This is a genomic window from Bacillus sp. JH7 (assembly GCF_001563515.1).
GTDB classification, from domain to species: Bacteria; Bacillota; Bacilli; order Bacillales; family Bacillaceae_G; genus Bacillus_A; species Bacillus_A cereus.
In genome coordinates this window covers 939169-964258 of record NZ_LPUS01000001.1, presented here as the reverse complement: position 1 = coordinate 964258, position 25090 = coordinate 939169, and the positions used below count along the sequence as shown (strand labels likewise).

Genomic DNA, 25090 nt, shown 5'->3' with positions numbered 1-25090 from the left:
AATCTACCATTTGTCAATAATTGTTTAATAAAAACATAAAAATATAAAGTTAATTTAAAATCTCTTCCAAGATATCTTCTGCATTTCTTACTAGTTTTGCTCCTTGCTGAATAAGATGATTCGTTCCCGATGCCCCCTCTATAAATATAGGTCCAGGAAGCGCAAATACCTCTCTACTTTGCTCTAACGCAAGGTCCGCAGTAATAAGTGTTCCACTTCTCGATTTCGCTTCTACAACTAAAACACCTTTACTTATACCACTAATAATCCGGTTTCTTTTTGGAAAATACCATTTTTTCGGTGCATAGTGCGGCGGATACTCTGTCAATAACAATATATATTCCTTCCACATTTCATATAAAGGTCTATTTTCTTTCGGATACATAAAAGACAATCCATGCCCTAATATCGCAATAGTCGGGCAATGATGCCTTACTGTAATCTCATGAGACATTGTATCTATCCCTTTTGCAAACCCACTGACAATAAGCCACTCTCTTTCTAATAAAGGGTGTAAAATAAACTTCAAACTCTCATGACCATATAATGATGGTTCTCTCGTTCCAACAACTGCTAATTTATTTACTTTATTCAGGAAATCTTTCTCTCCTTTTCCATATAAAACGAAGGGAGGATCTTGTATTTCACGTAATAATTGCGGATAATTTTCATCCCATATCGTTATATAAAAAATACGATTTTTCTCTAAATAAGATATATATTGCGGAAGATTTGAACTTTGAAGAAATTTTACTAGTTCTGAAGATTTTTTCGAGGATATTCCAGTGTAGTGTTCCATTTGTTTTTCGTTAAAATTATATATGTTCTCTAATTCTGGATCGACATATAGTAGCCTCTCCATCGCTTTCCAATAATCTGCTAGCAAGTAATGAAGATGTAATAATCTCTCTCTTTTCATCTTGGTTCTCCTTACCCATAATTTTTATTATGTAAACAGAAAAAGTCTAAAAAGACACCCTCAAGTAAGAAGGTGTCTTTCAACAGATTAATAGTTTTTACAAGTCTCAAATAAACCTTTTTCTTTTAAAACAGAGATTAGCGTTTCTCCCATAACTGCTGGAGTTTCAGCTACTTTAATGCCACAAGCTTCCATTGTTTTAATCTTTTCAGCAGCAGTTCCTTTACCGCCAGAAATGATTGCACCAGCATGGCCCATACGTTTGCCAGCAGGCGCTGTTTGACCACCAATGAAGCCTACAACAGGTTTTGTCATATTAGCTTTTACCCATTCAGCTGCCTCTTCTTCTGCTGTACCGCCGATTTCACCAATCATAATTACAGCATGTGTTTCTTCATCTTCATTAAATGCTTTTAAAGCATCAATAAAGTCTGTACCGTTAACAGGGTCTCCGCCGATACCTACAGCAGTAGATTGGCCAATACCTTCTTGTGTTAACTGATGTACAGCTTCATACGTTAATGTACCAGAGCGAGATACGATACCAACATGACCTTTTTTATGAATATATCCTGGCATAATACCAATCTTACATTCATCCGGTGTGATTACACCTGGGCAGTTTGGTCCAAGTAAACGTGTATGTTTACCCGCCATATATCTCTTTACGTTTACCATATCTAATACAGGAATCCCTTCAGTAATACATACTACTAAATCAATTTCTGCATCAACAGCTTCCATAATTGCATCTGCCGCAAAAGCGGGTGGAACGTATACAACTGAAGCGTTTGCGCCTGTTGCTTTCACTGCATCTTCTACTGTATCAAATACTGGTACACCTTCAATATCAGTGCCGCCCTTACCTGGTGTTACACCACCGACAATTTTCGTACCGTATTCAATCATTTGTTTTGTATGGAATAAACCTTGAGAACCTGTAATACCTTGAACAATAACTTTTGTATCTTTATTAACTAATACGCTCATTTTTCTCCCCCGCTTTCTATTAGCCCACTAGTGAAACAATTTTTTGTGCACCGTCTGCCATAGATTCTGCTGCAACAATATTTAAGCCAGACTCATTTAAAATTTTCTTACCTAGTTCTACGTTTGTACCTTCAAGACGTACAACTAAAGGTAACTCAAGACCTACTTGTTTCGTTGCTTCAATAACACCTTCTGCAATAACATCACACTTCATAATGCCACCAAAAATGTTAACAAAGATACCTTTTACATTTTTGTCAGAAAGGATAATTTTGAATGCTTCTGTAACTTTTTCTGCAGTTGCACCGCCACCAACATCTAAGAAGTTAGCTGGGTCACCGTGGTAATGTTTAATGATATCCATTGTAGCCATCGCTAAACCTGCACCATTAACCATACAACCGATATTTCCATCTAAAGGAATGTAGTTTAAGTCGTATTTTGAAGCTTCAATTTCTTTTGAATCCTCTTCATCAAGATCACGAAGCTCTAAAATGTCTTTATGGCGATATAATGCATTAGAATCAAAGTTTAATTTTGCATCTAATGCCATAACTTTACCTTCACCTGTTGTAACAAGTGGGTTAATCTCAGCGATAGAGCAATCTTTTTCGATAAACGCACGGTATAAGCCCATCATAAACTTCACAGCTTGTCCTACAAGCTCTTTTGGAATATTGATGTTAAATGCGATTCGGCGCGCTTGGAAACCTTGTAAGCCTACTGCTGGATCAATATATTCTTTAAAGATTTTTTCAGGTGTTTTTTCTGCTACTTCTTCAATTTCTGTTCCGCCTTCTTCAGACGCCATTAAAACAACTTGAGAAGTTGCACGATCTAAAACTAGACCTACATAATATTCTTTTTTAATATCGCAACCTTCTTCGATAAGTAAGCGTTTTACTTCCTTACCTTCAGGACCTGTTTGATGTGTCACAAGTGTAGTTCCTAAAATGCTTTCTGCATATGTACGAACTTCATCTAAATTTTTTGCAACTTTTACTCCGCCAGCTTTGCCGCGTCCACCAGCGTGAATTTGTGCTTTCACTACACATACATCTGTTCCTAATTCTTTCGCCGCTTCTACAGCTTCTTCTACTGTAAATGCAACCTTCCCGTTCGGAACGCTAACCCCATAGCTTCTAAGGACTGCCTTACCTTGGTACTCATGGATATTCATGGTCCCATCCTCCCCTGTTTTCCTGTTTTACTCGAAAAGTTTTTTAATGTTTAAAAAACATTACATTGCCATTGTATAAGATGATTGGCACGCTGTCTACAATAAAGTGTCAGAAAACTGAAATCGCTTTATTCTTTTTCGGAAATAGTAATGTTTATATGCCAAAATAAAAAAATAAGCTGTATATTTACAGCTTATTTTTGAATCATATCTTTAATTGGTGCGAATGACTTGCGGTGTTCATCTAGTACTCCATGCACTTGAATTGCCTCTAAATGTTGCTTTGTGCCATATCCCATATGTTGCTCAAATCCATATTGAGGATACTTCTCTCCCAGTTCTTTCATCATACGATCTCTCGTTACTTTTGCGATAATGGATGCTGCTGAAATCGAAACACTTTTCGCATCACCTTTAATAATTGATGTTTGCGGAATTGGTGTAGGAAGCTTCATCGCATCAATTAATAAATGTTGGGGTGTACAAGATAAATTTGCAACTGCATCTAACATCGCTTGTTTCGTTGCTTGGTAAATATTAATGTCATCAATAACTTCTGGTGATACAATTCCTACTCCAATTGCAATTGCTTGTACTTTTATTTCATCATAAAAACGCTCACGTTTCGCTTCACTCAACTTTTTCGAGTCATTTAACCCTGGAATATAAAAATCCTCAGGAAGAACGACAGCTGCCGTCACAACAGGCCCAGCCAATGGCCCGCGCCCTACTTCATCAATACCCGCGATATATGTGACCCCTTTTTCACGCAAAGCATTTTCATACTTGGACATTTCAAAAAACTTCTCTTTTTCTTTCTGTTCTAACTCTTTTTGTTTATACCACTTCAAAACGAGCTTTTGAACACCTTTTCGATCATCTTTCATTAACAGTTGAAAGCGATCATCTTCTTCATTCATAATTTCTTTCAATACATTTTCTGCTTCTTTTATCGTCATAGTTTGCATTTATACAAGCTCCTTTTTAAACATATCCAAAAAGAAAAGACGCACAAACGCACGTCTTATACTTCTTCTATTTTTTCCACATCTTCTACTTGCTCTGCAAACTCTTCCGGTGTTTCAAACGTCATTTTTCCCAGTTTGCCACCACGAAGCTCACGAAGCACAAGCTCAGATGTCTTATCATAATCAATCATTCCGCCGCCCATTAAGCAGCCTCTATTTTTTCCAATTGCATCGAATAATTCCACAATATCTTCTGGAATCTCATTTAAATTATAGCGTTCTTTCAAGCGTTCTGGATAATGTTTCTCCATAAAACGTAATGCGTAAACAGCTACATCTTGTAAATTTAAAATTGAATCTTTAATTGCACCCGTTGTCGCTAAGCGAAGACCCACTAATTGATCTTCAAATTTAGGCCACAGAATACCTGGTGTATCTAACAATTCCATTTCCTTCCCAACTTTAATCCATTGTTGAGCTGTTGTCACACCTGGACGATCTCCTGTTTTAGCAATATTTTTCTTTGCCAATTTATTAATCAATGTAGATTTACCAACATTTGGTATGCCTACAATTAATGCACGAATCGCTCTCGGTCTAATACCTTTTGCAACCATTTTATCAAATTTTTCTTTAACAAGCACTTTACAAGCTGCTGCAATTTCCTTCATACCTTGTCCAGCTTGCGCGTTAATTGAAATTGCCATATGGCCTTTTTCTTTAAAATATGCGATCCATTGTTTTGTTAAACGATCATCTGCCATATCCGCTTTATTTAAAACAACAAGCCTTGGCTTATGTGTAATGATTTCATCAATCATTGGGTTTCGAGATGATAATGGTAATCGAGCATCTACAAGTTCAATTACAACATCAATTAATTTTAATTTCTCCGTTACTTGGCGTCTAGCCTTCGCCATATGCCCTGGAAACCATTGAATTACCATGTTGCCACCTTCTTTTTCATTTATTTCACAATACGTGCGTCTTCTAACGGCCAATATAACATATTAGCTTTACCAATTACTTGATCCATTGAAATCGTACCGATTGAACGGCTATCTTTACTAAAACGACGATTATCACCTAAAACAAATAATTGATCTTTTGGAACGGTTTTCTTGCCTGTCATTTCTTCAAGATTAAAATCATATGTAAGCGGTCCGTCAGCAATTTGCTTTTTCTGCTTGTCTAAATACGGCTCCTCATAAGCCTTTCCGTTAACATACAGTTTATCATTACGATACTCTATTTCATCGCCTGGCAGGCCTATAATGCGCTTAATGTAATCTTTATCTTCTGTTGCTCGAAATACGATAATATCAAAGCGTTTTGGATCTCCAATGTGATAACCAATTTTATTCACAATCATTCGATCACGATCATGTAAAGTAGGTGCCATCGATACCCCGTCTACGAGAATTGGCGCAAAGAAAAACTGTCTAATAACACCAGCTAATACAACAGCAATCAAAATTGCTTTAATCCATTCCCAAAGTGAACTCTTCTCTTTTTTCATGCATTTCCCCTCCACGGTTATGTAAACTGCTCGTATTATACCAAAATTTCATATAGATTGGAAAAAGGGAGCTTGTGCATTTACAAGCTCCCATACATGTCTTATCGAATTTCTTTAATACGTGCTTTTTTACCGCGAAGGTTACGTAAGTAGTATAACTTAGCACGACGTACTTTACCACGGCGAAGTACTTCGATTTTCGCGATTCTTGGCGTGTGAACTGGGAATGTACGCTCAACACCTACACCGTAAGAAATCTTACGAACTGTGAATGTTTCACTGATTCCGCCACCACGACGTTTAATTACAACACCTTCGAAAAGCTGAATTCTTTCACGAGTTCCCTCAACAACTTTTACGTGTACACGTAAAGTGTCACCAGGACGGAATGAAGGAAGGTCAGTTTTTAATTGGCCTTTTGTAATTTCTGCGATTAATTGTTGCATATTAAATTCTCTCCTTTAAACAGATGCTCTTATAAAGTCTTAATAAATTACAGCGGAACATCGTTAATACGGCTACTGATTTCAGTAGCACAAATGTTATAATAGCATATTACTAGGCCTGTTGCAATAGCAAATATATGAAGTTATTACTGCTCTCGCTTTATTTCCTCAAGCCATTTTTTCTCTTGTTTAGATAGCTCTCTCTCATCTAATAAATCAGGTCTACGCGTATACGTTCGGCGCAAAGATTCCTTATGTCGCCATTCATCAATGTTTTTATGATTCCCTGACATTAATACATCCGGTACCTTCATACCACGAAAATCAGCTGGACGTGTATAATGAGGATGCTCTAATAAACCTGTACTAAACGAATCCTCTACTTGTGAAGCATGATTTCCTAGCACACCTGGCAAGAGACGTACCACACTATCAGTAATAACCATAGAGGCTAATTCTCCGCCCGTTAATACATAGTCACCAATAGAAATCTCATCCGTTACGAGATGCTCACGAATTCGTTCGTCATATCCTTCATAATGCCCACATACGAAGATTAAATGTTCTTCCCCTGCAAGCTCTTCCGCTTTCTTCTGCGTAAATCTTTCGCCCTGCGGACACATTAAGACAACTCTCGGCTTACGCTCTGTCTCTTTCGTCAAATCTTCTACAGCATCAAAAATAGGCTGAGGAGTAAGCACCATACCAGCTCCTCCGCCGTAAGGATAATCGTCTACGCTATTATGCTTACTTGTTGTATAATCACGAAAGTTAACAACACGAAGGTTTACCGCTTCTTTTTCTTGCGCCTTCTTTAATATAGAAGATCCAAATACACCGGTAAACATGTCTGGGAACAACGTTAAAATATCAATTTTCATTATAGCAGCCCTTCCATTACATGAATGGTTACTAATTTATTTTCAATATTAACTTGAAGTACAACATCATCGATATAAGGAATTAAGAGATCTTGACCCTTCGGGCGTTTAATTACCCAAACATCATTTGCACCAGGAGATAGAATCTCTTTGATTGTCCCTAGCGCTTCTCCTTCTTCCGTTACAACACTGCAACCAATAATTTCATGATAGTAGTATTCACCTTCAGCAAGTTCGCCTAACTGCTCTTCTGGTACTTTTATTAAAGAACCTTTAAACTTCTCTACTTCATCTACATTGTTATATCCTTCAAATGTTAATAAATCGAATGTCTTATGTTGGCGATGAGAAGTTACCTTCACCGGAAGATAGTCTGTGCCTTTCTCATTCGATATGTATAGCGTGTTTCCTACTTTATATCGCTCTTCTGGAAAATCAGTACGAGAAATAACACGGATTTCTCCTCTTACGCCATGAGTATTTACAATTTTCCCTACGTTAAACCATTTTGTCATAAATAGTATGTCACCCCTGGTTTCTATATAAATTAAGCATCTCCATTTCGCAGATGGAACATGCAATCTCTATTTAAATGTTAAAAAAGGGAGAGGAATAACTCCTCGCCCTTTTTACGTTTATTGAATTTCCAGTGTTACTTTTTCATCATTATGATGTCCCACTGAATACAAGAGCATTCGAATCGCTTTCGCAACTCTCCCTTGCTTTCCAATGACTTTTCCAACATCCTCAGGATGTACAGTTAATCGATACTTTATCTCTCCGTTGCAAAGTTCCTGTGTAACTTTTACATCTTCAGGATAATCGACAAGAGGCTTGACAATCGTCTCGACTAACTTCTTCATAGTCATTGCCTCAATTACTTACCTTGTTTAGATAAGTGGAATTTCTCCATGATACCTTGGTTAGAGAATAAGTTACGAACTGTATCAGATGGTTTAGCACCATTTCCTAACCATTTTAATGCTGCTTCTTCGTTGATCTTAACTTCAGCTGGTTGAGCAACTGGATTGTAAGTTCCGATTTCCTCAATGAAACGTCCGTCACGAGGAGAACGAGAATCTGCAACAACTACACGATAGAAAGGAGTTTTTTTAGCTCCCATACGTTTTAAACGAATTTTAACTGCCATTTATAAAGCACCTCCGAATTTATTTCACACAGATAATTATATTAGCAAAAAGACTATTGCTTTGTAAAGTATTTTTTCTTAACAGAGCCATCTTTTTTTCCTTACATGAATGGAAACTTCAATCCACCTAGTCCTTTTTTCTTACCTTTTTGCATTCCCGTCATCGTCTTCATCATTTTTTTCATGTCATCGAATTGCTTAATTAGACGATTGATTTCTTGTACAGTTGTACCGCTACCTTTGGCAATGCGCTTTTTGCGACTAGCATTGATTATTTCCGGTTGTTCTCGTTCTAATTTAGTCATAGAACGAATAATTGCCTCAATATGCCCAATTTGTTTTTCATCAACTTGCGCATTTTTCAGCCCTTTAATTTTATTTGCACCAGGAAGCATTCCTAACAATTCATCAAGCGGCCCAAGTTGGCGCACTTGTCCAAGTTGTTCTAGGAAATCGTCAAGCGTAAACGAAAGCGTACGCATTTTTTGCTCAAGTTCTTTTGCTTTCTCTTCATCAACTGTAGCTTGCGCTTTTTCAATTAACGTTAAGACATCGCCCATCCCTAAAATACGGGATGCCATACGCTCTGGATGGAACGCTTCAATTGCATCTAGTTTTTCACCCATACCAGCAAATTTAATCGGCGTGTTTGTTACAGCCTTAATAGATAATGCAGCACCACCGCGCGTATCACCATCTAATTTCGTTAATACAACACCTGTTAAACCTAACTGTTCATGGAAACTTTGTGCAACATTTACCGCGTCTTGCCCCGTCATCGCATCGACAACAAGGAAAATTTCATCCGGTTTCGCAACTTCTTTCACTTTCGCTAATTCATCCATTAATTCTTCATCAATATGCAGGCGACCCGCTGTATCGATTAAAACATAATCGTGATGATCTTCTTTTGCTTTTGCAATCGCTTGTTTCGCAATTTCAACAGGACTTACTTGATCTCCTAAAGAAAATACAGGCATGTCCAATTGCTTCCCTAATGTTTCAAGCTGTTTAATCGCTGCTGGACGGTAAATATCCGCTGCAACAAGCATCGGTTTACGATTATGCTTTTTACGAAGCAAATTCGCAAGCTTACCTGTCGTCGTTGTTTTACCCGCACCTTGCAGACCAACCATCATAATAACAGTCGGTGGCTTATTAGCAACAGCAATTTTGCTTTGCTCTCCGCCCATAAGTTCTGTAAGTTCTTCCTGTACAACTTTAATTACTTGTTGTCCAGGTGTCAAACTTTTCATTACATCTTGTCCGACAGCACGTTCAGACACACGCTTCACAAAATCTTTTACTACTTTAAAGTTAACATCCGCTTCTAAAAGAGCTAGACGAACTTCTCTCATCATTTCTTTCACATCGGCTTCAGAAACTTTTCCTTTGCCGCGGATTTTTTGCATTGTCTGTTGAAGTCGGTCGGCTAATCCTTCAAATGCCATATTGCCGCCCTCCTAATCTAATTTTTCGATAGCTTCAACAACTTGTTTCATTTCTTCATTCACATGCTCTTCTTCGCTGATTAGCTGTTTTAGCTTTGCAACAAGTCGCTGTCGCTCTTGAAACTTTTGAAGTAATACTAATTTTTCTTCATATTCTTCAAGCATCGCTTCAGTCCGTTTAATGTTATCATACACGGCTTGGCGACTTACATCAAATTCTTCCGCAATTTCACCAAGAGATAAATCATCTAGATAATAAAGCGACATATAACTTCTTTGTTTTTGCGTTAACAACGATTGATAAAAATCAAATAAATAGTTCATTCTCGTTGTTTTTTCGAGCATGTTGGATCATCCTTTGTTAAGTGATTTCCCTTTACATGAATTAGTTTACATGTAGTCCAAAAGAGTGTCAAGTTTTTTTCTTAACATCATATATTTTTTATAGAAAAAGAAGCGGAAATACCGCTTCTTTCGCTTATACTTCTTCTGTTTCTACTAAGTTCGCAAATAAACCATACACATATTGTTCTGGATCAAACTGCTGCAAGTCATCCATTTGCTCTCCTAATCCAACAAACTTCACCGGTACATCCATTTCGTTACGAATCGCTAATACAATACCACCTTTAGCAGTTCCATCTAACTTCGTTAAAACAATACCAGTTACATTCGTTGCTTCACGGAATGTTTTCGCTTGGCTTAAACCGTTTTGTCCTGTTGTTGCATCAATAACAAGCAATACTTCATGAGGAGCACCTGGTACTTCACGCTCAATTACACGCTTCACCTTCTCTAACTCTTTCATTAAGTTCACTTTATTTTGCAAGCGTCCTGCTGTGTCACATAGTAATACATCTACCTTACGTGCTTTCGCTGCTTGTACAGCGTCATACATAACCGCCGCTGGATCAGATCCAGATCCTTGTTTAATCACTTCTACACCAACGCGATCGCCCCATACTTCTAATTGTTCAATCGCTCCAGCACGGAATGTGTCTCCTGCCGCCAATAGGACTGACTTACCTTCTGATTTAAACTTATGCGCCAGTTTACCAATTGTCGTCGTTTTTCCTACACCATTAACACCAACAAATAAAACAACCGTTAATTGGTCCTCTTGCATATTAATTTCGTTACTAAAATCGCTGTCACCTTTGTAAATTCCTACTAGTTTTTCTGAAATAACAGCTTGTACTTCTTTTGGATCTTGAATGTTACGACGTTGTACTTCTTCTTTCAATTGGTCAATTAATTCCATTACCGTCGCAACGCCAACGTCTGCACCGATTAAAATTTCTTCTAACTCTTCGAAGAAATCTTCGTCCACTTTACGGTAACGATACACTAAATCATTCACTTTATCCGCAAATGAATTTCTCGTTTTTTCTAATCCTTGTTTAAATTTCTCTGTAACTGTATCCGTTTGTTTTGAAATTTTTTCTTTTAGTTTTTTAAAAAAACTCATACTTTCCCATCCTTCCTATTCACTTGCAATAAGTTCTTCTCCGGCGTCTAAACGAACCGAAACAAGTTTAGATACCCCCGATTCTTGCATTGTTACACCGTACAACACATTAGACTCTTCCATTGTACCTTTTCTATGTGTAATTACAATAAACTGCGTCTCATCACTGAATTTCTTTAAATACTGTGCAAAACGAGCTACATTCGCCTCATCAAGGGCTGCCTCTACCTCATCTAGTACACAGAACGGTACTGGGCGTACTTTTAAAATACCAAATAAAAGCGCAATTGCTGTTAAAGCACGCTCTCCACCTGAAAGTAAACCTAAGTTCTGCAATTTCTTCCCTGGCGGTTGTGCTACAATATCAATACCCGTATTTAGTAAATCCTCTGGATTAGTCATTACTAAATCCGCTCTACCGCCTCCAAATAATTCAGAGAATACCGATTGAAACTCCATTCTAATGCCTTCAAACGTAGTAGAAAAGCGTTTTTTCATTTCTTCATCCATTTCGGTAATAAGCTGGTGCAATGTCGCTTTCGCTTCTTCTAGGTCGTCTCTCTGCTCTAGTAAGAATGTATGACGCTCCGCTACACGTTCATATTCATCAATTGCCCCTAGGTTCACTGTACCTAACTCTTCTATGGATAATTTGATTAATTTTACTTTCTTACGCGCATCTTCTGCAGGCATTGTCATTGTATATTTTAGTTTTGCCGCTTCAAATGAAATCGTATATGTTTCACGTAAATGTTGTAATCTATTTTCCAACTCTACATCCAGTCGATTTATTCTCACTTCTTGATCTTTCAACATTTCAAGAACATATTTATGTTTACCTGTCGTTTCTTTCAAATTGCGCTCTAAATGTTCTACTCTCTCTTGCAACGATACACGTTGTTCACGACGAGAGCGAATTAATTCTGAAGTTTGATTACGATCATATGCTTTCTTCTCAATCATATTCGTAATTTGCTCTTCACCACTTGAATTAGATGTCATTTCTTGTTTTAAGAACGCTAAATCCTCTTTCGTTTTTACAAGTGTCGCATCCGTTTCTTTTTTTTCCTTCGTCAATCGTTCAACTTTTTCTTTTTGATTAGATAAGCGTTGTTGCTTTTCAGCTGCCAGCACTTTTAACTCAGTCATTTCTTTTTGAACTTTTTCTTTCGAAGAATGTTGCTCACTTTTTTGTTTTGTTAAAGCTACAATTTTACTATCTAACTTAGTGATTTCAGCTTGAAGATTCGTTAAAACCCCTTCTAACTCCTCTTTACGCCCTTGCATTTTTACTCGATCTTGTAAAAACCCTTCAATCTCTAAATCATAAATAGACAACCGATCATTAATACGATGTTCTTCTAATTCTAAACGATTAATCTCTTCTCTTAATTTCTGCTCATCTACACGATCTGCTTCTACAGTTTGCCTTAGTTCGCGTATTTTCACTTCTTTTTCTTGAATCTCTTGTTTTACTGCTTTAACAAAGTTTTCTAACTTCGTTGTTTTTTCTTCCATATCAGTTAACTTGCGAGTCCACTCTTCCAGTTCACGTTGGCGTCCTAATAAAGAAGATTTCGCTTGCTTTACCGCCCCACCAGTCATAGAACCGCCAGGATTCACTACGTCACCTTCGATTGTTACAATGCGATAACGGTATTGCAGTTGTTTCGCCAACTCATTTGCTCCACGTAAATCTTTCGCAACAATAACAGTACCTAATAAATTTGAAACTACATTTTCATATTTATTGTTGTACTGCACAAGTTCTGCCGCCACACCTACAAACGATGGGTGTTGATTTGCAATGCGTAATTGCTCAAATGATAACGATCTGCTTTTAATAACAGCTTGCGGTAAAAACGTTGCACGTCCATGTTTATTTTGCTTTAGAAATGCAATCGCATTACGAGCATGTTCCTCTGTTTGTACAACAATATGCTGCATCGCTGCACCTAGAGCGATTTCCATTGCAACTTCGTATTCTTTCGGTACCGTTAACAGTTCCGCAACAGCACCCTCGATACCTTGCAACCTATTTTCTCTAGCTTTCAATACTTCACGTACACCTTGATAGAATCCAGAATAATCTTCTTGCATCTCTTCAAGCATTTCTTTTCGAGAACGTGCCTGTTGCACAAATTGATATGCTTGATACAGTTTTGTTTCATTTTCACTATACTGCGTCTTACATTTCCCAAGCGCCGCCTCTGTCTTCTGTATATTTGAGAGAATGCCAGCTACTTTTTCTTTCGCTTGTTCGTAACTTTCTACAAGTTTCGTCTTTTTCGCTGTAATTCCCATACGCATTTCTACATATTTCGCATTCTCTTCATCTAGACGCTCGTTTTTAGACGTTTGCTGTTTCGATTGTTCTTCAATCATAGATAATTCATTACGATGACTAGCTTGTTGATTTAAAAGCTCAATATAGTCACCTTTTAAATTCTCAATCTGTTCCTCTAAATTGTCAGCAAAAGTAGCAAGCAGTTGCTCATTATCATGCAATTTTTGCTCCAACTCTTTTACTTCATTCACAAATTGCATTAAAGATTCTGTACTTGACTCAATCTCACCATCGTAACTTTTAGCTTTCTCAGTTAATTCAACAATTAACTGCTCAAGTTGCGCACAATGCGTCGTAGCATTTTGCTTTCTTTCTTTTAACAACTCACGCTGCCCTTCTAGTTTTTCTAGCTCTTTACTAGAAAGAAGAAGTACTTCTTGCAACGAGTCTACAGACTCGTCTACCGCTTGTAATTGTCCTCGTAATTCCTCAAGCTCTTCTTCACTTTTTTGTAAATCCGTTGACATTTTAGCTTCTTCGTTTTTATTATGCCCAAACTGATTTCGAAGCGCTTCCCATTTCTCATGCAATTCTTCAATTTCATGAACAATAAGCGCAGCTTCTACTTTCTCTAATTCTTCTTTATTCTCAAGATAATCTTTCGCAATAGAAGCTTGTCTTTCTAAAGGTTCTACTTGACTACTTAATTCATGAATTATATCTTGTACACGATTTAAGTTTTCTTGTGTTTCTGCTAGTTTCCCTTCAGCTTTCTTTTTGCGAAGTTTGTATTTTAGTACGCCTGCCGCTTCTTCAAATACACCTCGACGCTCTTCTGACTTACTACTTAAAATCTCTTCCACTTTCCCCTGGCTAATAATTGAAAAAGCTTCTCTTCCCATACCAGAGTCCATAAATAAATCGATAATATCTTTCAATCTACATGATTGTTTATTAATATAAAAATCACTATCACCTGAACGAGATACACGACGTGTTACACACACCTCATTGTATTCAATTGGTAAACGTTGATCTTCATTATTTAAAGTTAATGTTACTTCAGCAACATTAACCGCTCTCCTCGTATCACTGCCTGCAAAAATAATATCCTCCATCTTTGCACCACGTAATGATTTTGCAGATTGTTCACCAAGTACCCAGCGAATTGCATCAGTAATATTACTTTTCCCGCTTCCATTAGGTCCTACTACAGAAGTTACACCTGGGACAAAATCAACAGATACACGCTCAGCAAAAGACTTAAACCCTGCTATTTCTAATCTTTTTAAAAACACGAAAGGCCTTCCTCCTATTCTCCGTCGTTATAAATGTTCTCTATACAAAAACAAGTATTATACGGATTTACCTTCTTTTTCTTTATAAACAAAAAGAAAGTTTCATTCTATGCATAAGGAATCCCCCTCATTCAAAGGGGGATTCCTTATAGTTGTTCTTTTAATTTTTTCAATGCTTCTGCAGCAGCTTGTTGCTCTGCTTCTTTTTTCGACTTACCACTACCAAGACCTAAAGCTACGTTATTTAACGTAACACGTGACACAAATTCTCGATTGTGAGCTGGTCCTTTTTCTTGCAAAATTTGATACTCAACATTGCCACTGCCATCACGCTGAATCAATTCTTGCAACTGACTCTTATAATCCATCACATGAGAAAAAGCACCCTCATTAATTTTCGGATATACAATTTCTTTTAAGAATTCCCAAACTGTTTCTAGCCCTTGATCAAGATAAAGGGCACCAATAAACGCTTCAAAGACATCCGCTAATAAAGCTGGTCGTTCACGTCCACCTGTCATTTCTTCACCTTTTCCTAATAAAACGAGGCTGCCAAATGACAATTCGTTCGCAAAACGAACAAGAGATGGCTCACATACAATAGCTGCACGTAGTTTTGTTAACTCTCCTTCGCTCATTGTCGGATATTTTTGAAACAGATACTGTGATACAGTCAGTTCCAATACTGCATCTCCAAGAAATTCAAGACGCTCATTATCTTCATGCGGTTTTTTTCGATGCTCATTCACATACGATGAATGCGTAAATGCTTGAATCAATAATTTTTCATCTGTAAACGTAATACCTATCTTTTCTTGAAACACTTTAAATGCTTCACGATATTTTGTTTCGTATTTTTTTTCTCTATATTTTCGGTACGGCATAGGTCCCTCCAGATATAAGCCAGAAAGCCCCGCTAAAAAACGGGACTTCACTTAAGCATTATAGATGACTCTCTATGTAAGTCACAGCATCGCCAACAGTAGCAATCTTTTCAGCATCTTCATCAGAAATTTCCATTTCGAATTCATCTTCTAATTGCATTACAAGTTCTACTACATCTAGGGAGTCTGCTCCTAAATCTTCCTTGAAGCTTGCAGCTGGTACTACCTCAGTCTCTTCTACTCCTAAACGATCAACGATGATTTTTGTTACGCGCTCTAAAACATCTGCCATTCCATTCACCTCCCCTCAAATATTATATTAAATATTGACCAAAAAAACTAGGTGAAATCGATTCTTTTATTACATTACCATACCGCCATCAACATTTAACGTTTGACCTGTAACATATTTGCTTTGATCAGAAGCAAAAAACGTTACAGCATTCGCGATATCTTGCGCTTCACCAAATTGAGCAGCTGGAATAACTTTTAACATTTCGGCTTTAATATTCTCATCTAGTACATCCGTCATATCAGTCGCAATAAAGCCTGGCGCAATTGCATTCACAGTAATATTTCGACTTGCTAACTCTTTTGCAGATGTTTTTGTTAATCCAATAACACCCGCTTTAGCAGCAACATAATTAGCTTGCCCTGGGTTTCCTATAACACCCACAACAGAAGCGATATTTATAATTCTACCGTGACGTTGACGCATCATATAACGAGATACTGCTTTTGTACATAAGAATACACCTTTTAAGTTTGTATTAATAACTGTATCCCATTCTTCTTCTTTCATACGCATTAATAAATTATCTTTTGTTACACCAGCATTATTTACAAGAATATCAACTTGTCCAAATGTATCTACTGTTTGTTTCACCATATTTGTAACATCATCAGCATTTGCAACATCTGCTTTTACCGCAATTGCATCAGAACCTAATTTCTTAATTTCATCTACTACTTCATTTGCTTTTTGTTCATTACCTGCATAATTTACTACTACATTTGCCCCTTGTTTCGCTAAATCGATCGCAATCGCGCGACCAATTCCACGTGAAGCGCCAGTTACTAATGCTACCTTCCCTTTTAACATCAGTTTTCTCCTCTCAAATTTGAAATGGTATCTTTTAATGTCTCTTCATCGTATATCGCATATGCTTTCACTGATGAATCAATTGACTTCATAAGTCCAGCAAGTACTTTTCCAGGCCCAATTTCAATAAATGTATCTACTCCCTGCTTCACCATACATTCAATAGACGGGTACCATAATACAGGCGAATAAAGCTGTTCGATTAACTTTTCTTGAATGTCGGCACCACGCGTAATAACATCCGCCGTAACATTTGCAATAACAGGAATATTCGTATCATGAATTGTAATTTCATTTAAAACACTTTGGAACTTCTCAGCTGCCGGCTTCATAAGTGAAGAATGGAATGGCCCACTTACTTTTAGTGGAATTGCTCTCTTTGCACCATTTTCTTTCGCTCTTTGAGAAGCAACCTCTACGCCTTGCTTCGTTCCAGAAATTACAATTTGCTTCGTACTATTCATATTAGCGATTTGCACTGCATATCCTTCACTTGTTACTTCTTCTGTAACTTGTTTCAGCATATGTGGGTCAGCACCTAATATAGCTGCCATTGCACCTTCCCCGCCCGGAACAGCTTCTTCCATATATTCCCCGCGTTTCCTTACAGCATATACCGCATCTTCAAAAGTTAATGCACCAGCTGCTACAAGAGCGCTATATTCACCTAAACTATGACCAGCGACAAAGTCAGGTGTAATGTCATACTCTTTCAAAGCTGTCAAAATAGCAAAACTCGTTGTTAATAATGCAGGCTGCGCATTTGTTGTTAATGTAAGCTTTTCCTGCGGGCCTTCAAAAATCACTTCTGAAAGTGACTCTTGTAACACCTCATCTGCTTTTGCAAACACTTTTGCAACCTCTTTATTATTCTCTGCTAATTGTTTACCCATTCCAACTGCCTGTGAACCTTGGCCCGGAAAAAGAAATGCTATTTTTCCCATTTCAAATCCTCCTCTTATTGGAGTGACTCTTTCTCCATTACGCTTGAAATTGTAGGAATTACTTCTTTCGCTACCATTTCTCTCGTTTGACGAATCGCACTAAATATCGACTGGTCATTAGAAGAACCGTGAGCCTTAATGACAGGTGCTTTCAATCCAAATAATGCAGCTCCCCCATACTCCGAATAATCCATTTTATCTTTTAATACCATAAGTTTTGGCTTTAATACCGCCGCTGCTAATTTGCTCGTAAACGAACTCATTAGTTGTTCTTTCAACATAGAGAATAGCGCAAGTGCTGTTCCTTCTAATGATTTCAACGCTACATTCCCTGTAAAACCATCACATACAACAACATCTGCTACACCTTGCAATAAATCTCTCGATTCAACGTTCCCAACGAAATTAATTGGCGCATCTTTAAGCATTGCAAATACTTGCTTTGAAAGCTCGTTTCCTTTTCCATCCTCTGTTCCAACGTTTAATAGTCCAACACGAGGATTTTCAATTCCTCTTACCTTCTCAGCATAAACAGATCCCATTACTGCATATTGATATAAATGAATTGGTTTTGCATCAACATTTGCTCCAACATCTAACATAACAAAACCTTTTCCATCTACAGTCGGCATTGTAGGCGATAAAGCTGGTCGCTCAATTCCTTCCATACGACCGACAACAAATAATCCAGCTGCCATTAAAGCTCCTGTACTACCTGCGGATATACAAGCGTCTGCTTCTCCATCCTTTACTTGTTGTGCCGCAAGCACCATTGAAGCTTGTTTTTTTCGACGAACCGCTCTTACTGGTTCCTCCGTTGATTCTATTTTTTCGTCTGTATGAAGAATAGTAATTCGTTCATCACTCGTTAAGTATTGACGAATTTCCTCTTCTTTCCCTACTAACGTAATATGTAAATCAGAATATTCCTTAATAGCTTTCATTGCCCCTAATACTACAGCCTTTGGAGCGTGATCTCCGCCCATTGCATCTATTGCGATTTTCATAAGTTGTTACCTTCCTCACTATAATTACTAGATCGATACATTTCAAAAGTGCCTGTAAAAACAAGTTCTTCTCCAACGAAGCTACGCACTTTGACAACCGTCCGTCCCTTATCATTCTCTACATCTTCAACGCGCGCTTTTGCAACAACACGCTCTCCTAATTTTACAGGGCGAATGTATCGAATGGTAGACTTTGCAGTTAAAGCTAATTCTTCATCAATAACCGCAACAGCTAGTGAGTTTGCTTGCGCAAACAGATGATGCCCACGGGCAATTTGATTTCTTTTAAATACATGTTCTACCTTTACTTCAAAGATAGAGATTGCATGTCTATCTAATTCAATATCAATAATTTCTCCAACAACCTCTTCTAACGGTAAAGATTTCACATCTTCTTCATGTTGCTTTGTAGCTACATGTTTAATTCTCTCTCTTAATTCAGGAATAGACAATTCCATACGATCAAGTCGTACTGTCTGTATACTCACTTGAAATTTTTCCGCTAAATCTTCATCCGTAATAAAAGGATTTGATTCGATTGTTTGTTGTAATAACTCTTGTCTTTCTTTTTTACTTCTTCTTTTTTTCATACCGCACCATCCATTTTTATGACTAGGTACTAACAGTAGTATATAATCATTAAAAGTAGAATGCAACAAAAACTTTTGTTGACTCCCTTTAATCGAGCTTCTCTCCTTGGAACACACCTGTCCCATCAAGATACGTACGCAAGGCAGCGTACTGATCATTGTGCCAAAACGCTTCTGAATCTACTAGTATCGCCGCATCTTGCCTTGCTGTTTCTAACGCTCGATAATCATGTACCATGTCAGCAACCTTAAATTCTGGTAAGCCACTTTGCTTACTCCCAAAGAAATCTCCAGGACCTCGTAATTCTAAATCTTTTTCTGACAATACAAATCCATCATTTGTTTCAGTCATTATGCGCATTCTTTCTTTCCCTGTTTCTGATTTAGGGTCTGCTATTAATAAACAATATGATTGTTCACTACCACGGCCGACACGCCCTCTAAGCTGATGAAGCTGCGATAAACCGAAACGTTCTGCATCATAAATAACCATTACAGTCGCATTCGGTACGTTCACACCTACTTCAACAACTGTTGTCGATACAAGAATTTGCACTTTATTTTCACTAAACTGTCCCATTATCTCTTCTTTTTCCTGAGACGATAATCTCCCATGCATCAATCCAACTTGGCATTTCCCTTGGTAATGATGCGTCAGCATACTATGTAAGTCGATAGCATTTTGCACATCAAGTTTCTCAGATTCTTCAATTAGAGGACAAATAACGTATGCCTGTCTTCCTTTTTTTATCTCCTTTTCAACAAAACCGAGAACGCGATCTAACATATCATGTTTTGCCCAATATGTTTCAATCACCTTTCTACCTGCTGGCATCTCATCGATTATCGAAACATCCATCTCTCCAAATGCAGTAATTGCAAGCGTACGCGGAATTGGTGTCGCTGTCATAAATAATACATCTGGACTTTCACCTTTCTCCCGTAAAACTCGGCGCTGCGCTACACCAAATCGATGCTGTTCATCTGTAATAACGAGACCCAATCTATGAAATATAACTTCATCTTGAATTAAGGCATGCGTTCCAACAAGAATATCTATTTCTCCTTGTTCTAACTTCGCTAAAATTTCTCGACGTCTCGCACCTTTAACAGAACTTGTTAACAGTTCCACCTTCATACCAAAATGCGAAAACGTTTCAGCAAGCGACTGATAATGTTGCTCAGCTAAAATTTCTGTAGGAACCATTAAAGCACCTTGATAATGAGCTAATTTCGATGCATAAAGGCTAATCGCAGCAACAACTGTTTTCCCAGAACCAACGTCACCTTGCAATAGTCGGTTCATCCGATAAGGAGATGTCATATCTTTCAAAATTTCATCTACAACTCGGCGCTGCGCACCCGTTAATGGAAACGGCAGTGCATCGATAAATTCTTGTAATTCTACTGACGGAATCTCTTTCTTCGTCCCTTTTGAATTTTCCCTCTCCATTTTCCGGAGCGTTTGCATTTTCAGCTGAAATAAGAAAAATTCTTCATATACAAAACGGCGACGCGCTTGCTTCAAATCTTCCTGTCCTACCGGAAAATGCAATGCCCTAAGCGCTTCATATCTTGGTAATAATTTATATCGCCCTAACAAACCATCCGGTAACACTTCGACTATAGAATCTCCATATTCCTTTAACGCTTGAGCAATAAAACGACGCATCTGTTTTACTGTAAGTTTCCCCTTTACTGAATAAACAGGTTCCACTTCTTGTTGACGTACAACCGGCCCAAAATGAAGTTCTGATACAGCAATTGTTTGACGATGTTGATCCCATTTACCAGTAATCGTTACCGTTTCATCTAACTTTAATTTTTGCTTATAGTAAGGCCTATTAAAACATACCGCCGTAATTAAATAACGACCAACGAGAACACGAACTGTTAAACGCGATTTCTTCTTACCATAATATTGCAGCAAAGGAGCACTATGAATCTTCCCTTCAACCGTTACACGTTCATCATGCTTTACTTCAGCAAGATCTTTCATCGCATAATCTTCATAACGGTACGGAAAATGTTCTAATAGATGAGAAACTGTATAAATACCCATCTCATGTAGTAACTCAGATGTTTCTCCTCCTATCCCCTTTACATCCGTAACAGGAACTTGTACAACATCATTCAAGATTCTCACACCCCGTCACATTATTTTCTTTATTGCATTTTATTTGAGTACCAATTAGCATCTGTAATCGCTCTCTTTCACCTTATATATTCTATCATAGGCATTCTAAGAGAAACTACTCAAATCCCTTATATAAAACAAGTAAAAAAGAGCCTCACTATTAGCAGCAAGGCTCTTTTCTCTCTTCAATATGCTAGCCTTTTGAATAAAAACTAGTAATAAACTTCATATTACTACTTCTTATCCATTAGCAAGTAAGTAATCCATTTATTTTCAAAACGAATCTTATCTTATTCTACAGAGAAGATGAAAGAATACACTGGTTGGTTTCCAGCATGCACTTCTACTTCTGCATCTTCAAATTTCTCTTCTACAAATTCAACTAACTCCGCTACTTCTTCGTCAGTTGCATCTTCACCTTGTAGAATCGTTACGATTTCAGAATCTTCATCAATAAGCGCTTCTAGCAATTGCTTCGCAGCTCCTACTTTTTCAGCATTTGTAGATACAATTTTCCCATCTGCAATACACATGAAATCATCTTTTTGAATTGCTACACCATCAATTTCCGTATCACGTACAGCATACGTAATTTGACCTGTTTTCACATGAGATAAAGCTTCTTGCATGTTTTCTTCATTCTCTTCTAACGTTCCAACTGGGTTAAATGCTAACATTGCTGCCATACCTTGAGGAACTGTTTTCGAACGAACAACAATAACTTCTTGATCTACAACTGATGCCGCTTGTTCTGCTGCCATTACAATATTTCCGTTATTCGGTAAAATAATGATTTTTTCAGCATTTGCTTCTTCAATTGCCTTCACGATATCCTCCGTACTTGGATTCATCGTTTGACCACCTTCGATAACTTTCGTTGCGCCGATGCTCTCAAATAAAGTTTTAATACCAGACCCCATAGCTACAGTTACGATACCATATGGTTGTTTTTCTTTCGATTGAGCTGGTTGTTCAGGAACCATAGTAGGTTCATCTAATAAAGCAGTATGCTGTTCACGCATATTTTCTACTTTAATCTTAATTAAACTACCGTATTTTTGCCCGTAGTTCATAGCGTCTCCAGGATGTTCTGCATGGATATGAACTTTTACAATTTCATCATCAGACACAACTAGTAGAGAATCACCATATACACTAATATCTTCACGGAATTTTTGTTCAGAGAAATTATGCTCTTTCACCTTTTCAGCCTCTAATTTCACCATGAATTCCGTACAATATCCATACTTAATATCTTCTGTACTCAATTGGCTTTGTACACTACGGTGATGTTCTGCGCGTACCATTTCATTCATAGATGGTTGCGTCGGTGCATCAGAAGAAATCGTTTCTCCTTTTAAGTCAGCTAAAAATCCTTCGTATACCACTACAAGACCTTTACCACCGCTATCTACAACGCCAACTTGTTTTAATACAGGTAATAAATCTGGCGTACGATTTAACGATGCGTTTGCTTCTTTCACAACGTCTTCCATAAACAAAACAAAGTCGCGCTGTTTTTTCGCAACTGTTACTGCATATTTACCCGTTTCTCTTGCAACCGTTAAAATCGTTCCTTCAATCGGTTTCATAACCGCTTTATAAGCCGCCTCTACTCCAGCTTCTAGTGCTGCAGCAAAATCAACTGTTGTTAATTCTTCTTTTTGTTCAATGGATTTAGAGAAACCACGGAACAACTGAGATAAAATAACTCCAGAGTTACCACGAGCTCCCATTAATAATCCTTTGGCTAAACTTACGCCGACTTTACCAGCATGCTGTGAAGAGTTTGCTTTCACTTCACGCGCACCTGAAGTCATAGATAAGTTCATGTTTGTACCGGTATCGCCATCTGGAACTGGAAATACGTTTAATGCATCAACAAGCTGAACATTGTTTGTTAAATTATTCGCTCCTTGCATGATCATTTGTGATAAACGTTTTCCATCAATTTTTTGAATTGACACAGATTTTCCTCCTTAATGCACATTACAAGTTTATTACTTTAACTCCTTGTACGTAGATGTTTACAGAATCTACTGCTAGTCCTACAGTTTGATCTAATGTATATTTCACTTTCGTCTGCACATTATGTGCCACTTCTGAAATTTTCGTACCATAGCTCACAATAATATACATATCAATATGTACTTCATCTTCATCTTTACGAACAATAACACCTCTAGTGAAGTTTTCTTTTCGTAAAATGTCTGTTAATCCATCTTTTAACTGATTTTTTGATGCCATACCTACGATACCGTAGCAATCTACCGCGGCACCTCCAGCAATTGTTGCAATTACATCTGTACTAATATCAATTTGACCGTACTTCGTTTTAATTTCAATTGACATCTCGTTTCCCCCTTCATAAATGGTGAAAGTGAGCTAGACTACTTTAGTTACTATCATATAATCTTTTTAAAGAAAATTCCATCGTTCTTTCTTTTCACTCTCATATTTTATGTTTTAAATTACACTTTTTTATGATGAGCAAAATAGTCCATTGTTATTATACAACATGTACCACTATAATATGTCAAGCAATTTTTATGGATTTCAACTTTTCTTCATTGACATATAGTGTCAAGTAAATTTTCTTGATTTCTTTTTTCTACGGTGTTGCATTCTCTTTTTAGTTGTGTTAAATTATAGTAGTGTTTTTAGCATCGCATAAAAGACTAACATTGAAAAATTACGTATGGTAAGGTATCAAGGGAGGGAAATATAAATGGCTCGTGTTTGTGCTATTACTGGAAGAAAAGCTCGTTCTGGTAACTCTCGTTCTCACGCAATGAACGCTACAAAACGTAAGTGGGGCGCTAACCTTCAAAAAGTTCGCGTACGCATCGACGGAAAAGTTCAACGTGTTTACGTTTCTGCTAGAGCATTAAAATCTGGCAAAATCGAACGTGTTTAATAATAAAAAAAAGAGCCGATAGGCTCTTTTTTTACTATAACAATGGAAAAAGCACCGGTGATAGGTGCTTTTTTTAATCTTTTTTGAAGGTATTTAACATTGCACGAACTATTCCACCAAGAAATTTAGGTAACTTAATTGTATAAAATCTCATGGTTTCCCTCCTAATCCCCATTACTCCACTTGGTCACTATATGATGTAAGGAGCAAAATTGTTTCTTCAATCAGTGCTTCTTATCAACATTAATATGCCAGAAGTAAATGAAAAAGTACCTTTTTCCTCAACGAGTTCGTTACTAATACAAAGTGTTGATCCCCACTCTATTGTTTTATTAGTAAGAGGGTACTTAAAACCAAACAATGTAATCCCTTCCACTATTTCAGTAACTGGTACAAAAGATACATAAGGAAAATTTTTATTTTCTTCAATTATATGTGTACCCATTTTTTTAACTGTTATTTCATTTTTATTGTCCACAATACACATTTCTATCTCTACTTCTAACCCTTTTAAAAGCATCTGTATATTTGCCAAACCGTGATCAAGCCTTCCACCAGTAGCACCAAAAATACGAATTAGTGCCGGCTTCTGTTCTAATGCCCAGTTGATTGCAATTTCTAAATCCGTTTGATCTTTTTCCCGCGGAACAATATGTAATTCGTTCGTTTGCTGTCCCATCCATACTAATTCTTCTTCAGTAACTGAATCGTAATCTCCAAACGCAACAGCCGGGATAATTCCTTTCTTTAATAGACGGTATACTCCCCTATCAACCGCTGCCCACACTACTTCCTCATTCTCGTATCGAGCAAAATCTGCGCAATATTCCGAAGGTCCTCCTGCCAAAATATGAATAATCATTTTTTCTTCTCCTTCCATTGTAAAAAGGCAATCTGCCATTCGGTAGATTGCCTTTTTACATATTTTTATCCTATCCTATAAATGCCTTAC

General features: G+C 37.4%; 27 protein-coding genes. 1 reads left to right on the top strand and 26 read right to left on the bottom strand.

The window, feature by feature from the left end; genetic code table 11:
• Nucleotides 1-49 precede the first annotated feature (49 nt).
• The 24 genes from dprA to AU379_RS05070 all read right to left on the bottom strand — a co-directional run bounded on the left by dprA (nucleotide 50) and on the right by AU379_RS05070 (nucleotide 23573).
• Nucleotides 50-919, bottom strand: a complete 870-nt coding sequence (dprA, locus tag AU379_RS05185; RefSeq protein WP_000818039.1) for a DNA-processing protein DprA — start codon at nucleotides 917-919, stop codon at nucleotides 50-52.
• Between the two features lie 87 nt (nucleotides 920-1006).
• Nucleotides 1007-1909 (bottom strand): succinate--CoA ligase subunit alpha, encoded by a 903-nt coding sequence (gene sucD, locus AU379_RS05180; RefSeq protein ID WP_000115178.1) that lies wholly within the window; start codon nucleotides 1907-1909, stop codon nucleotides 1007-1009.
• Nucleotides 1910-1928: 19 nt separating this feature from the next.
• Nucleotides 1929-3089, bottom strand: coding sequence for an ADP-forming succinate--CoA ligase subunit beta (gene sucC / locus AU379_RS05175; protein WP_001020791.1), 1161 nt, complete (start codon nucleotides 3087-3089; stop codon nucleotides 1929-1931).
• Nucleotides 3090-3283: 194 nt separating this feature from the next.
• A complete protein-coding gene (locus AU379_RS05170; RefSeq protein ID WP_001194262.1) occupies nucleotides 3284-4057 on the bottom strand; it encodes a ribonuclease HII in 774 nt (257 codons plus the stop codon).
• 56 nt (nucleotides 4058-4113) lie between these two features.
• Nucleotides 4114-5004: a ribosome biogenesis GTPase YlqF gene (ylqF, locus tag AU379_RS05165; protein WP_000236702.1), complete on the bottom strand. Its 891-nt coding sequence runs from the start codon at nucleotides 5002-5004 to the stop codon at nucleotides 4114-4116.
• A 20-nt stretch (nucleotides 5005-5024) separates the two neighbouring features.
• Complete coding sequence (gene lepB / locus AU379_RS05160) at nucleotides 5025-5576, bottom strand: signal peptidase I (RefSeq protein ID WP_000711853.1); 552 nt, start codon at nucleotides 5574-5576, stop codon at nucleotides 5025-5027.
• A gap of 101 nt (nucleotides 5577-5677) precedes the next feature.
• A complete protein-coding gene (rplS, locus tag AU379_RS05155; protein ID WP_001186516.1) occupies nucleotides 5678-6022 on the bottom strand; it encodes a 50S ribosomal protein L19 in 345 nt (114 codons plus the stop codon).
• A 146-nt stretch (nucleotides 6023-6168) separates the two neighbouring features.
• Nucleotides 6169-6903, bottom strand: a complete 735-nt coding sequence (gene trmD / locus AU379_RS05150; protein ID WP_000686903.1) for a tRNA (guanosine(37)-N1)-methyltransferase TrmD — start codon at nucleotides 6901-6903, stop codon at nucleotides 6169-6171.
• Complete coding sequence (gene rimM / locus AU379_RS05145) at nucleotides 6903-7418, bottom strand: ribosome maturation factor RimM (RefSeq protein WP_000170278.1); 516 nt, start codon at nucleotides 7416-7418, stop codon at nucleotides 6903-6905. Before rimM ends, trmD begins: the two co-directional genes overlap by 1 nt.
• Before the next feature lie 120 nt (nucleotides 7419-7538).
• A complete protein-coding gene (locus tag AU379_RS05140) occupies nucleotides 7539-7766 on the bottom strand; it encodes a KH domain-containing protein (RefSeq protein WP_000737401.1) in 228 nt (75 codons plus the stop codon).
• Between the two features lie 14 nt (nucleotides 7767-7780).
• Complete coding sequence (rpsP, locus tag AU379_RS05135) at nucleotides 7781-8053, bottom strand: 30S ribosomal protein S16 (protein WP_000268750.1); 273 nt, start codon at nucleotides 8051-8053, stop codon at nucleotides 7781-7783.
• Nucleotides 8054-8154: 101 nt separating this feature from the next.
• Nucleotides 8155-9504: a signal recognition particle protein gene (ffh, locus tag AU379_RS05130; protein WP_000863460.1), complete on the bottom strand. Its 1350-nt coding sequence runs from the start codon at nucleotides 9502-9504 to the stop codon at nucleotides 8155-8157.
• 12 nt (nucleotides 9505-9516) lie between these two features.
• The gene (locus tag AU379_RS05125; protein WP_000891062.1) at nucleotides 9517-9849 is read right to left on the bottom strand and encodes a putative DNA-binding protein; all 333 of its coding nucleotides are present in this window, start codon (nucleotides 9847-9849) and stop codon (nucleotides 9517-9519) included.
• A gap of 133 nt (nucleotides 9850-9982) precedes the next feature.
• Nucleotides 9983-10972, bottom strand: a complete 990-nt coding sequence (gene ftsY / locus AU379_RS05120; RefSeq protein WP_000007655.1) for a signal recognition particle-docking protein FtsY — start codon at nucleotides 10970-10972, stop codon at nucleotides 9983-9985.
• A gap of 15 nt (nucleotides 10973-10987) precedes the next feature.
• Nucleotides 10988-14557 carry a chromosome segregation protein SMC gene (gene smc / locus AU379_RS05115; protein WP_061138985.1) on the bottom strand — a complete coding sequence of 1190 codons (3570 nt, stop codon included), beginning with the start codon at nucleotides 14555-14557 and terminating at the stop codon, nucleotides 10988-10990.
• A 146-nt stretch (nucleotides 14558-14703) separates the two neighbouring features.
• On the bottom strand, nucleotides 14704-15441 hold the full coding sequence (gene rncS / locus AU379_RS05110; protein WP_001146875.1) for a ribonuclease III: 738 nt from the start codon (nucleotides 15439-15441) through the stop codon (nucleotides 14704-14706).
• 58 nt (nucleotides 15442-15499) lie between these two features.
• Nucleotides 15500-15733: an acyl carrier protein gene (acpP, locus tag AU379_RS05105; protein WP_000786062.1), complete on the bottom strand. Its 234-nt coding sequence runs from the start codon at nucleotides 15731-15733 to the stop codon at nucleotides 15500-15502.
• A 69-nt stretch (nucleotides 15734-15802) separates the two neighbouring features.
• Nucleotides 15803-16543, bottom strand: a complete 741-nt coding sequence (gene fabG, locus AU379_RS05100) for a 3-oxoacyl-[acyl-carrier-protein] reductase (protein WP_000911769.1) — start codon at nucleotides 16541-16543, stop codon at nucleotides 15803-15805.
• Nucleotides 16543-17487, bottom strand: coding sequence for an ACP S-malonyltransferase (gene fabD / locus AU379_RS05095; protein WP_000515910.1), 945 nt, complete (start codon nucleotides 17485-17487; stop codon nucleotides 16543-16545). The genes fabG and fabD overlap by 1 nt, the downstream gene beginning before the upstream one ends.
• Nucleotides 17488-17501: 14 nt before the next feature.
• Nucleotides 17502-18494, bottom strand: coding sequence for a phosphate acyltransferase PlsX (gene plsX, locus AU379_RS05090; RefSeq protein WP_000684100.1), 993 nt, complete (start codon nucleotides 18492-18494; stop codon nucleotides 17502-17504).
• Complete coding sequence (fapR, locus tag AU379_RS05085) at nucleotides 18491-19084, bottom strand: transcription factor FapR (RefSeq protein ID WP_000747349.1); 594 nt, start codon at nucleotides 19082-19084, stop codon at nucleotides 18491-18493. The genes plsX and fapR overlap by 4 nt, the downstream gene beginning before the upstream one ends.
• 88 nt (nucleotides 19085-19172) lie before the next feature.
• Nucleotides 19173-21221 (bottom strand): ATP-dependent DNA helicase RecG, encoded by a 2049-nt coding sequence (recG, locus tag AU379_RS05080; RefSeq protein ID WP_001000815.1) that lies wholly within the window; start codon nucleotides 21219-21221, stop codon nucleotides 19173-19175.
• A 290-nt stretch (nucleotides 21222-21511) separates the two neighbouring features.
• Complete coding sequence (locus AU379_RS05075) at nucleotides 21512-23188, bottom strand: DAK2 domain-containing protein (protein ID WP_061138984.1); 1677 nt, start codon at nucleotides 23186-23188, stop codon at nucleotides 21512-21514.
• A gap of 22 nt (nucleotides 23189-23210) precedes the next feature.
• Nucleotides 23211-23573, bottom strand: coding sequence for an Asp23/Gls24 family envelope stress response protein (locus AU379_RS05070; RefSeq protein ID WP_000021109.1), 363 nt, complete (start codon nucleotides 23571-23573; stop codon nucleotides 23211-23213).
• Nucleotides 23574-23949: 376 nt separating this feature from the next.
• Here AU379_RS05070 and rpmB point away from each other — a divergent pair, with 376 nt between their 5' ends.
• Nucleotides 23950-24138, top strand: a complete 189-nt coding sequence (gene rpmB, locus AU379_RS05065; RefSeq protein WP_000124776.1) for a 50S ribosomal protein L28 — start codon at nucleotides 23950-23952, stop codon at nucleotides 24136-24138.
• 73 nt (nucleotides 24139-24211) lie between these two features.
• Here rpmB and spoVM read toward each other — a convergent pair whose 3' ends face one another.
• Together spoVM and AU379_RS05055 are read right to left on the bottom strand one after the other, a co-directional pair.
• A complete protein-coding gene (gene spoVM / locus AU379_RS05060) occupies nucleotides 24212-24292 on the bottom strand; it encodes a stage V sporulation protein SpoVM (protein ID WP_001213599.1) in 81 nt (26 codons plus the stop codon).
• Nucleotides 24293-24358: 66 nt separating this feature from the next.
• A complete protein-coding gene (locus AU379_RS05055) occupies nucleotides 24359-25039 on the bottom strand; it encodes a thiamine diphosphokinase (protein ID WP_033683160.1) in 681 nt (226 codons plus the stop codon).
• Nucleotides 25040-25090 lie beyond the last annotated feature (51 nt).

Bases quoted from the DNA above. Each gene is read 5' to 3' on its own strand.
- AU379_RS05170 (WP_001194262.1), bottom strand. From the start codon at position 4,057: ATGCAAACTATGACGATAAAAGAAGCAGAAAATGTATTGAAAGAAATT.
- fabD (WP_000515910.1), bottom strand. From the start codon at position 17,487: ATGGGAAAAATAGCATTTCTTTTTCCGGGCCAAGGTTCACAGGCAGTT.
- dprA (WP_000818039.1), bottom strand. From the start codon at position 919: ATGAAAAGAGAGAGATTATTACATCTTCATTACTTGCTAGCAGATTAT.
- rpsP (WP_000268750.1), bottom strand. From the start codon at position 8,053: ATGGCAGTTAAAATTCGTTTAAAACGTATGGGAGCTAAAAAAACTCCT.
- sucC (WP_001020791.1), bottom strand. From the start codon at position 3,089: ATGAATATCCATGAGTACCAAGGTAAGGCAGTCCTTAGAAGCTATGGG.
- rimM (WP_000170278.1), bottom strand. From the start codon at position 7,418: ATGACAAAATGGTTTAACGTAGGGAAAATTGTAAATACTCATGGCGTA.
- rplS (WP_001186516.1), bottom strand. From the start codon at position 6,022: ATGCAACAATTAATCGCAGAAATTACAAAAGGCCAATTAAAAACTGAC.
- AU379_RS05125 (WP_000891062.1), bottom strand. From the start codon at position 9,849: ATGCTCGAAAAAACAACGAGAATGAACTATTTATTTGATTTTTATCAA.
- spoVM (WP_001213599.1), bottom strand. From the start codon at position 24,292: ATGAGATTTTATACAATTAAGTTACCTAAATTTCTTGGTGGAATAGTT.
- fapR (WP_000747349.1), bottom strand. From the start codon at position 19,084: ATGAAAAAAAGAAGAAGTAAAAAAGAAAGACAAGAGTTATTACAACAA.
- rpmB (WP_000124776.1), top strand. From the start codon at position 23,950: ATGGCTCGTGTTTGTGCTATTACTGGAAGAAAAGCTCGTTCTGGTAAC.
- AU379_RS05055 (WP_033683160.1), bottom strand. From the start codon at position 25,039: ATGGCAGATTGCCTTTTTACAATGGAAGGAGAAGAAAAAATGATTATT.
- AU379_RS05070 (WP_000021109.1), bottom strand. From the start codon at position 23,573: ATGTCAATTGAAATTAAAACGAAGTACGGTCAAATTGATATTAGTACA.
- rncS (WP_001146875.1), bottom strand. From the start codon at position 15,441: ATGCCGTACCGAAAATATAGAGAAAAAAAATACGAAACAAAATATCGT.
- acpP (WP_000786062.1), bottom strand. From the start codon at position 15,733: ATGGCAGATGTTTTAGAGCGCGTAACAAAAATCATCGTTGATCGTTTA.
- lepB (WP_000711853.1), bottom strand. From the start codon at position 5,576: ATGAAAAAAGAGAAGAGTTCACTTTGGGAATGGATTAAAGCAATTTTG.
- ylqF (WP_000236702.1), bottom strand. From the start codon at position 5,004: ATGGTAATTCAATGGTTTCCAGGGCATATGGCGAAGGCTAGACGCCAA.
- sucD (WP_000115178.1), bottom strand. From the start codon at position 1,909: ATGAGCGTATTAGTTAATAAAGATACAAAAGTTATTGTTCAAGGTATT.
- trmD (WP_000686903.1), bottom strand. From the start codon at position 6,903: ATGAAAATTGATATTTTAACGTTGTTCCCAGACATGTTTACCGGTGTA.
- AU379_RS05140 (WP_000737401.1), bottom strand. From the start codon at position 7,766: ATGAAGAAGTTAGTCGAGACGATTGTCAAGCCTCTTGTCGATTATCCT.
- plsX (WP_000684100.1), bottom strand. From the start codon at position 18,494: ATGAAAATCGCAATAGATGCAATGGGCGGAGATCACGCTCCAAAGGCT.
- ftsY (WP_000007655.1), bottom strand. From the start codon at position 10,972: ATGAGTTTTTTTAAAAAACTAAAAGAAAAAATTTCAAAACAAACGGAT.
- fabG (WP_000911769.1), bottom strand. From the start codon at position 16,543: ATGTTAAAAGGGAAGGTAGCATTAGTAACTGGCGCTTCACGTGGAATT.
- ffh (WP_000863460.1), bottom strand. From the start codon at position 9,504: ATGGCATTTGAAGGATTAGCCGACCGACTTCAACAGACAATGCAAAAA.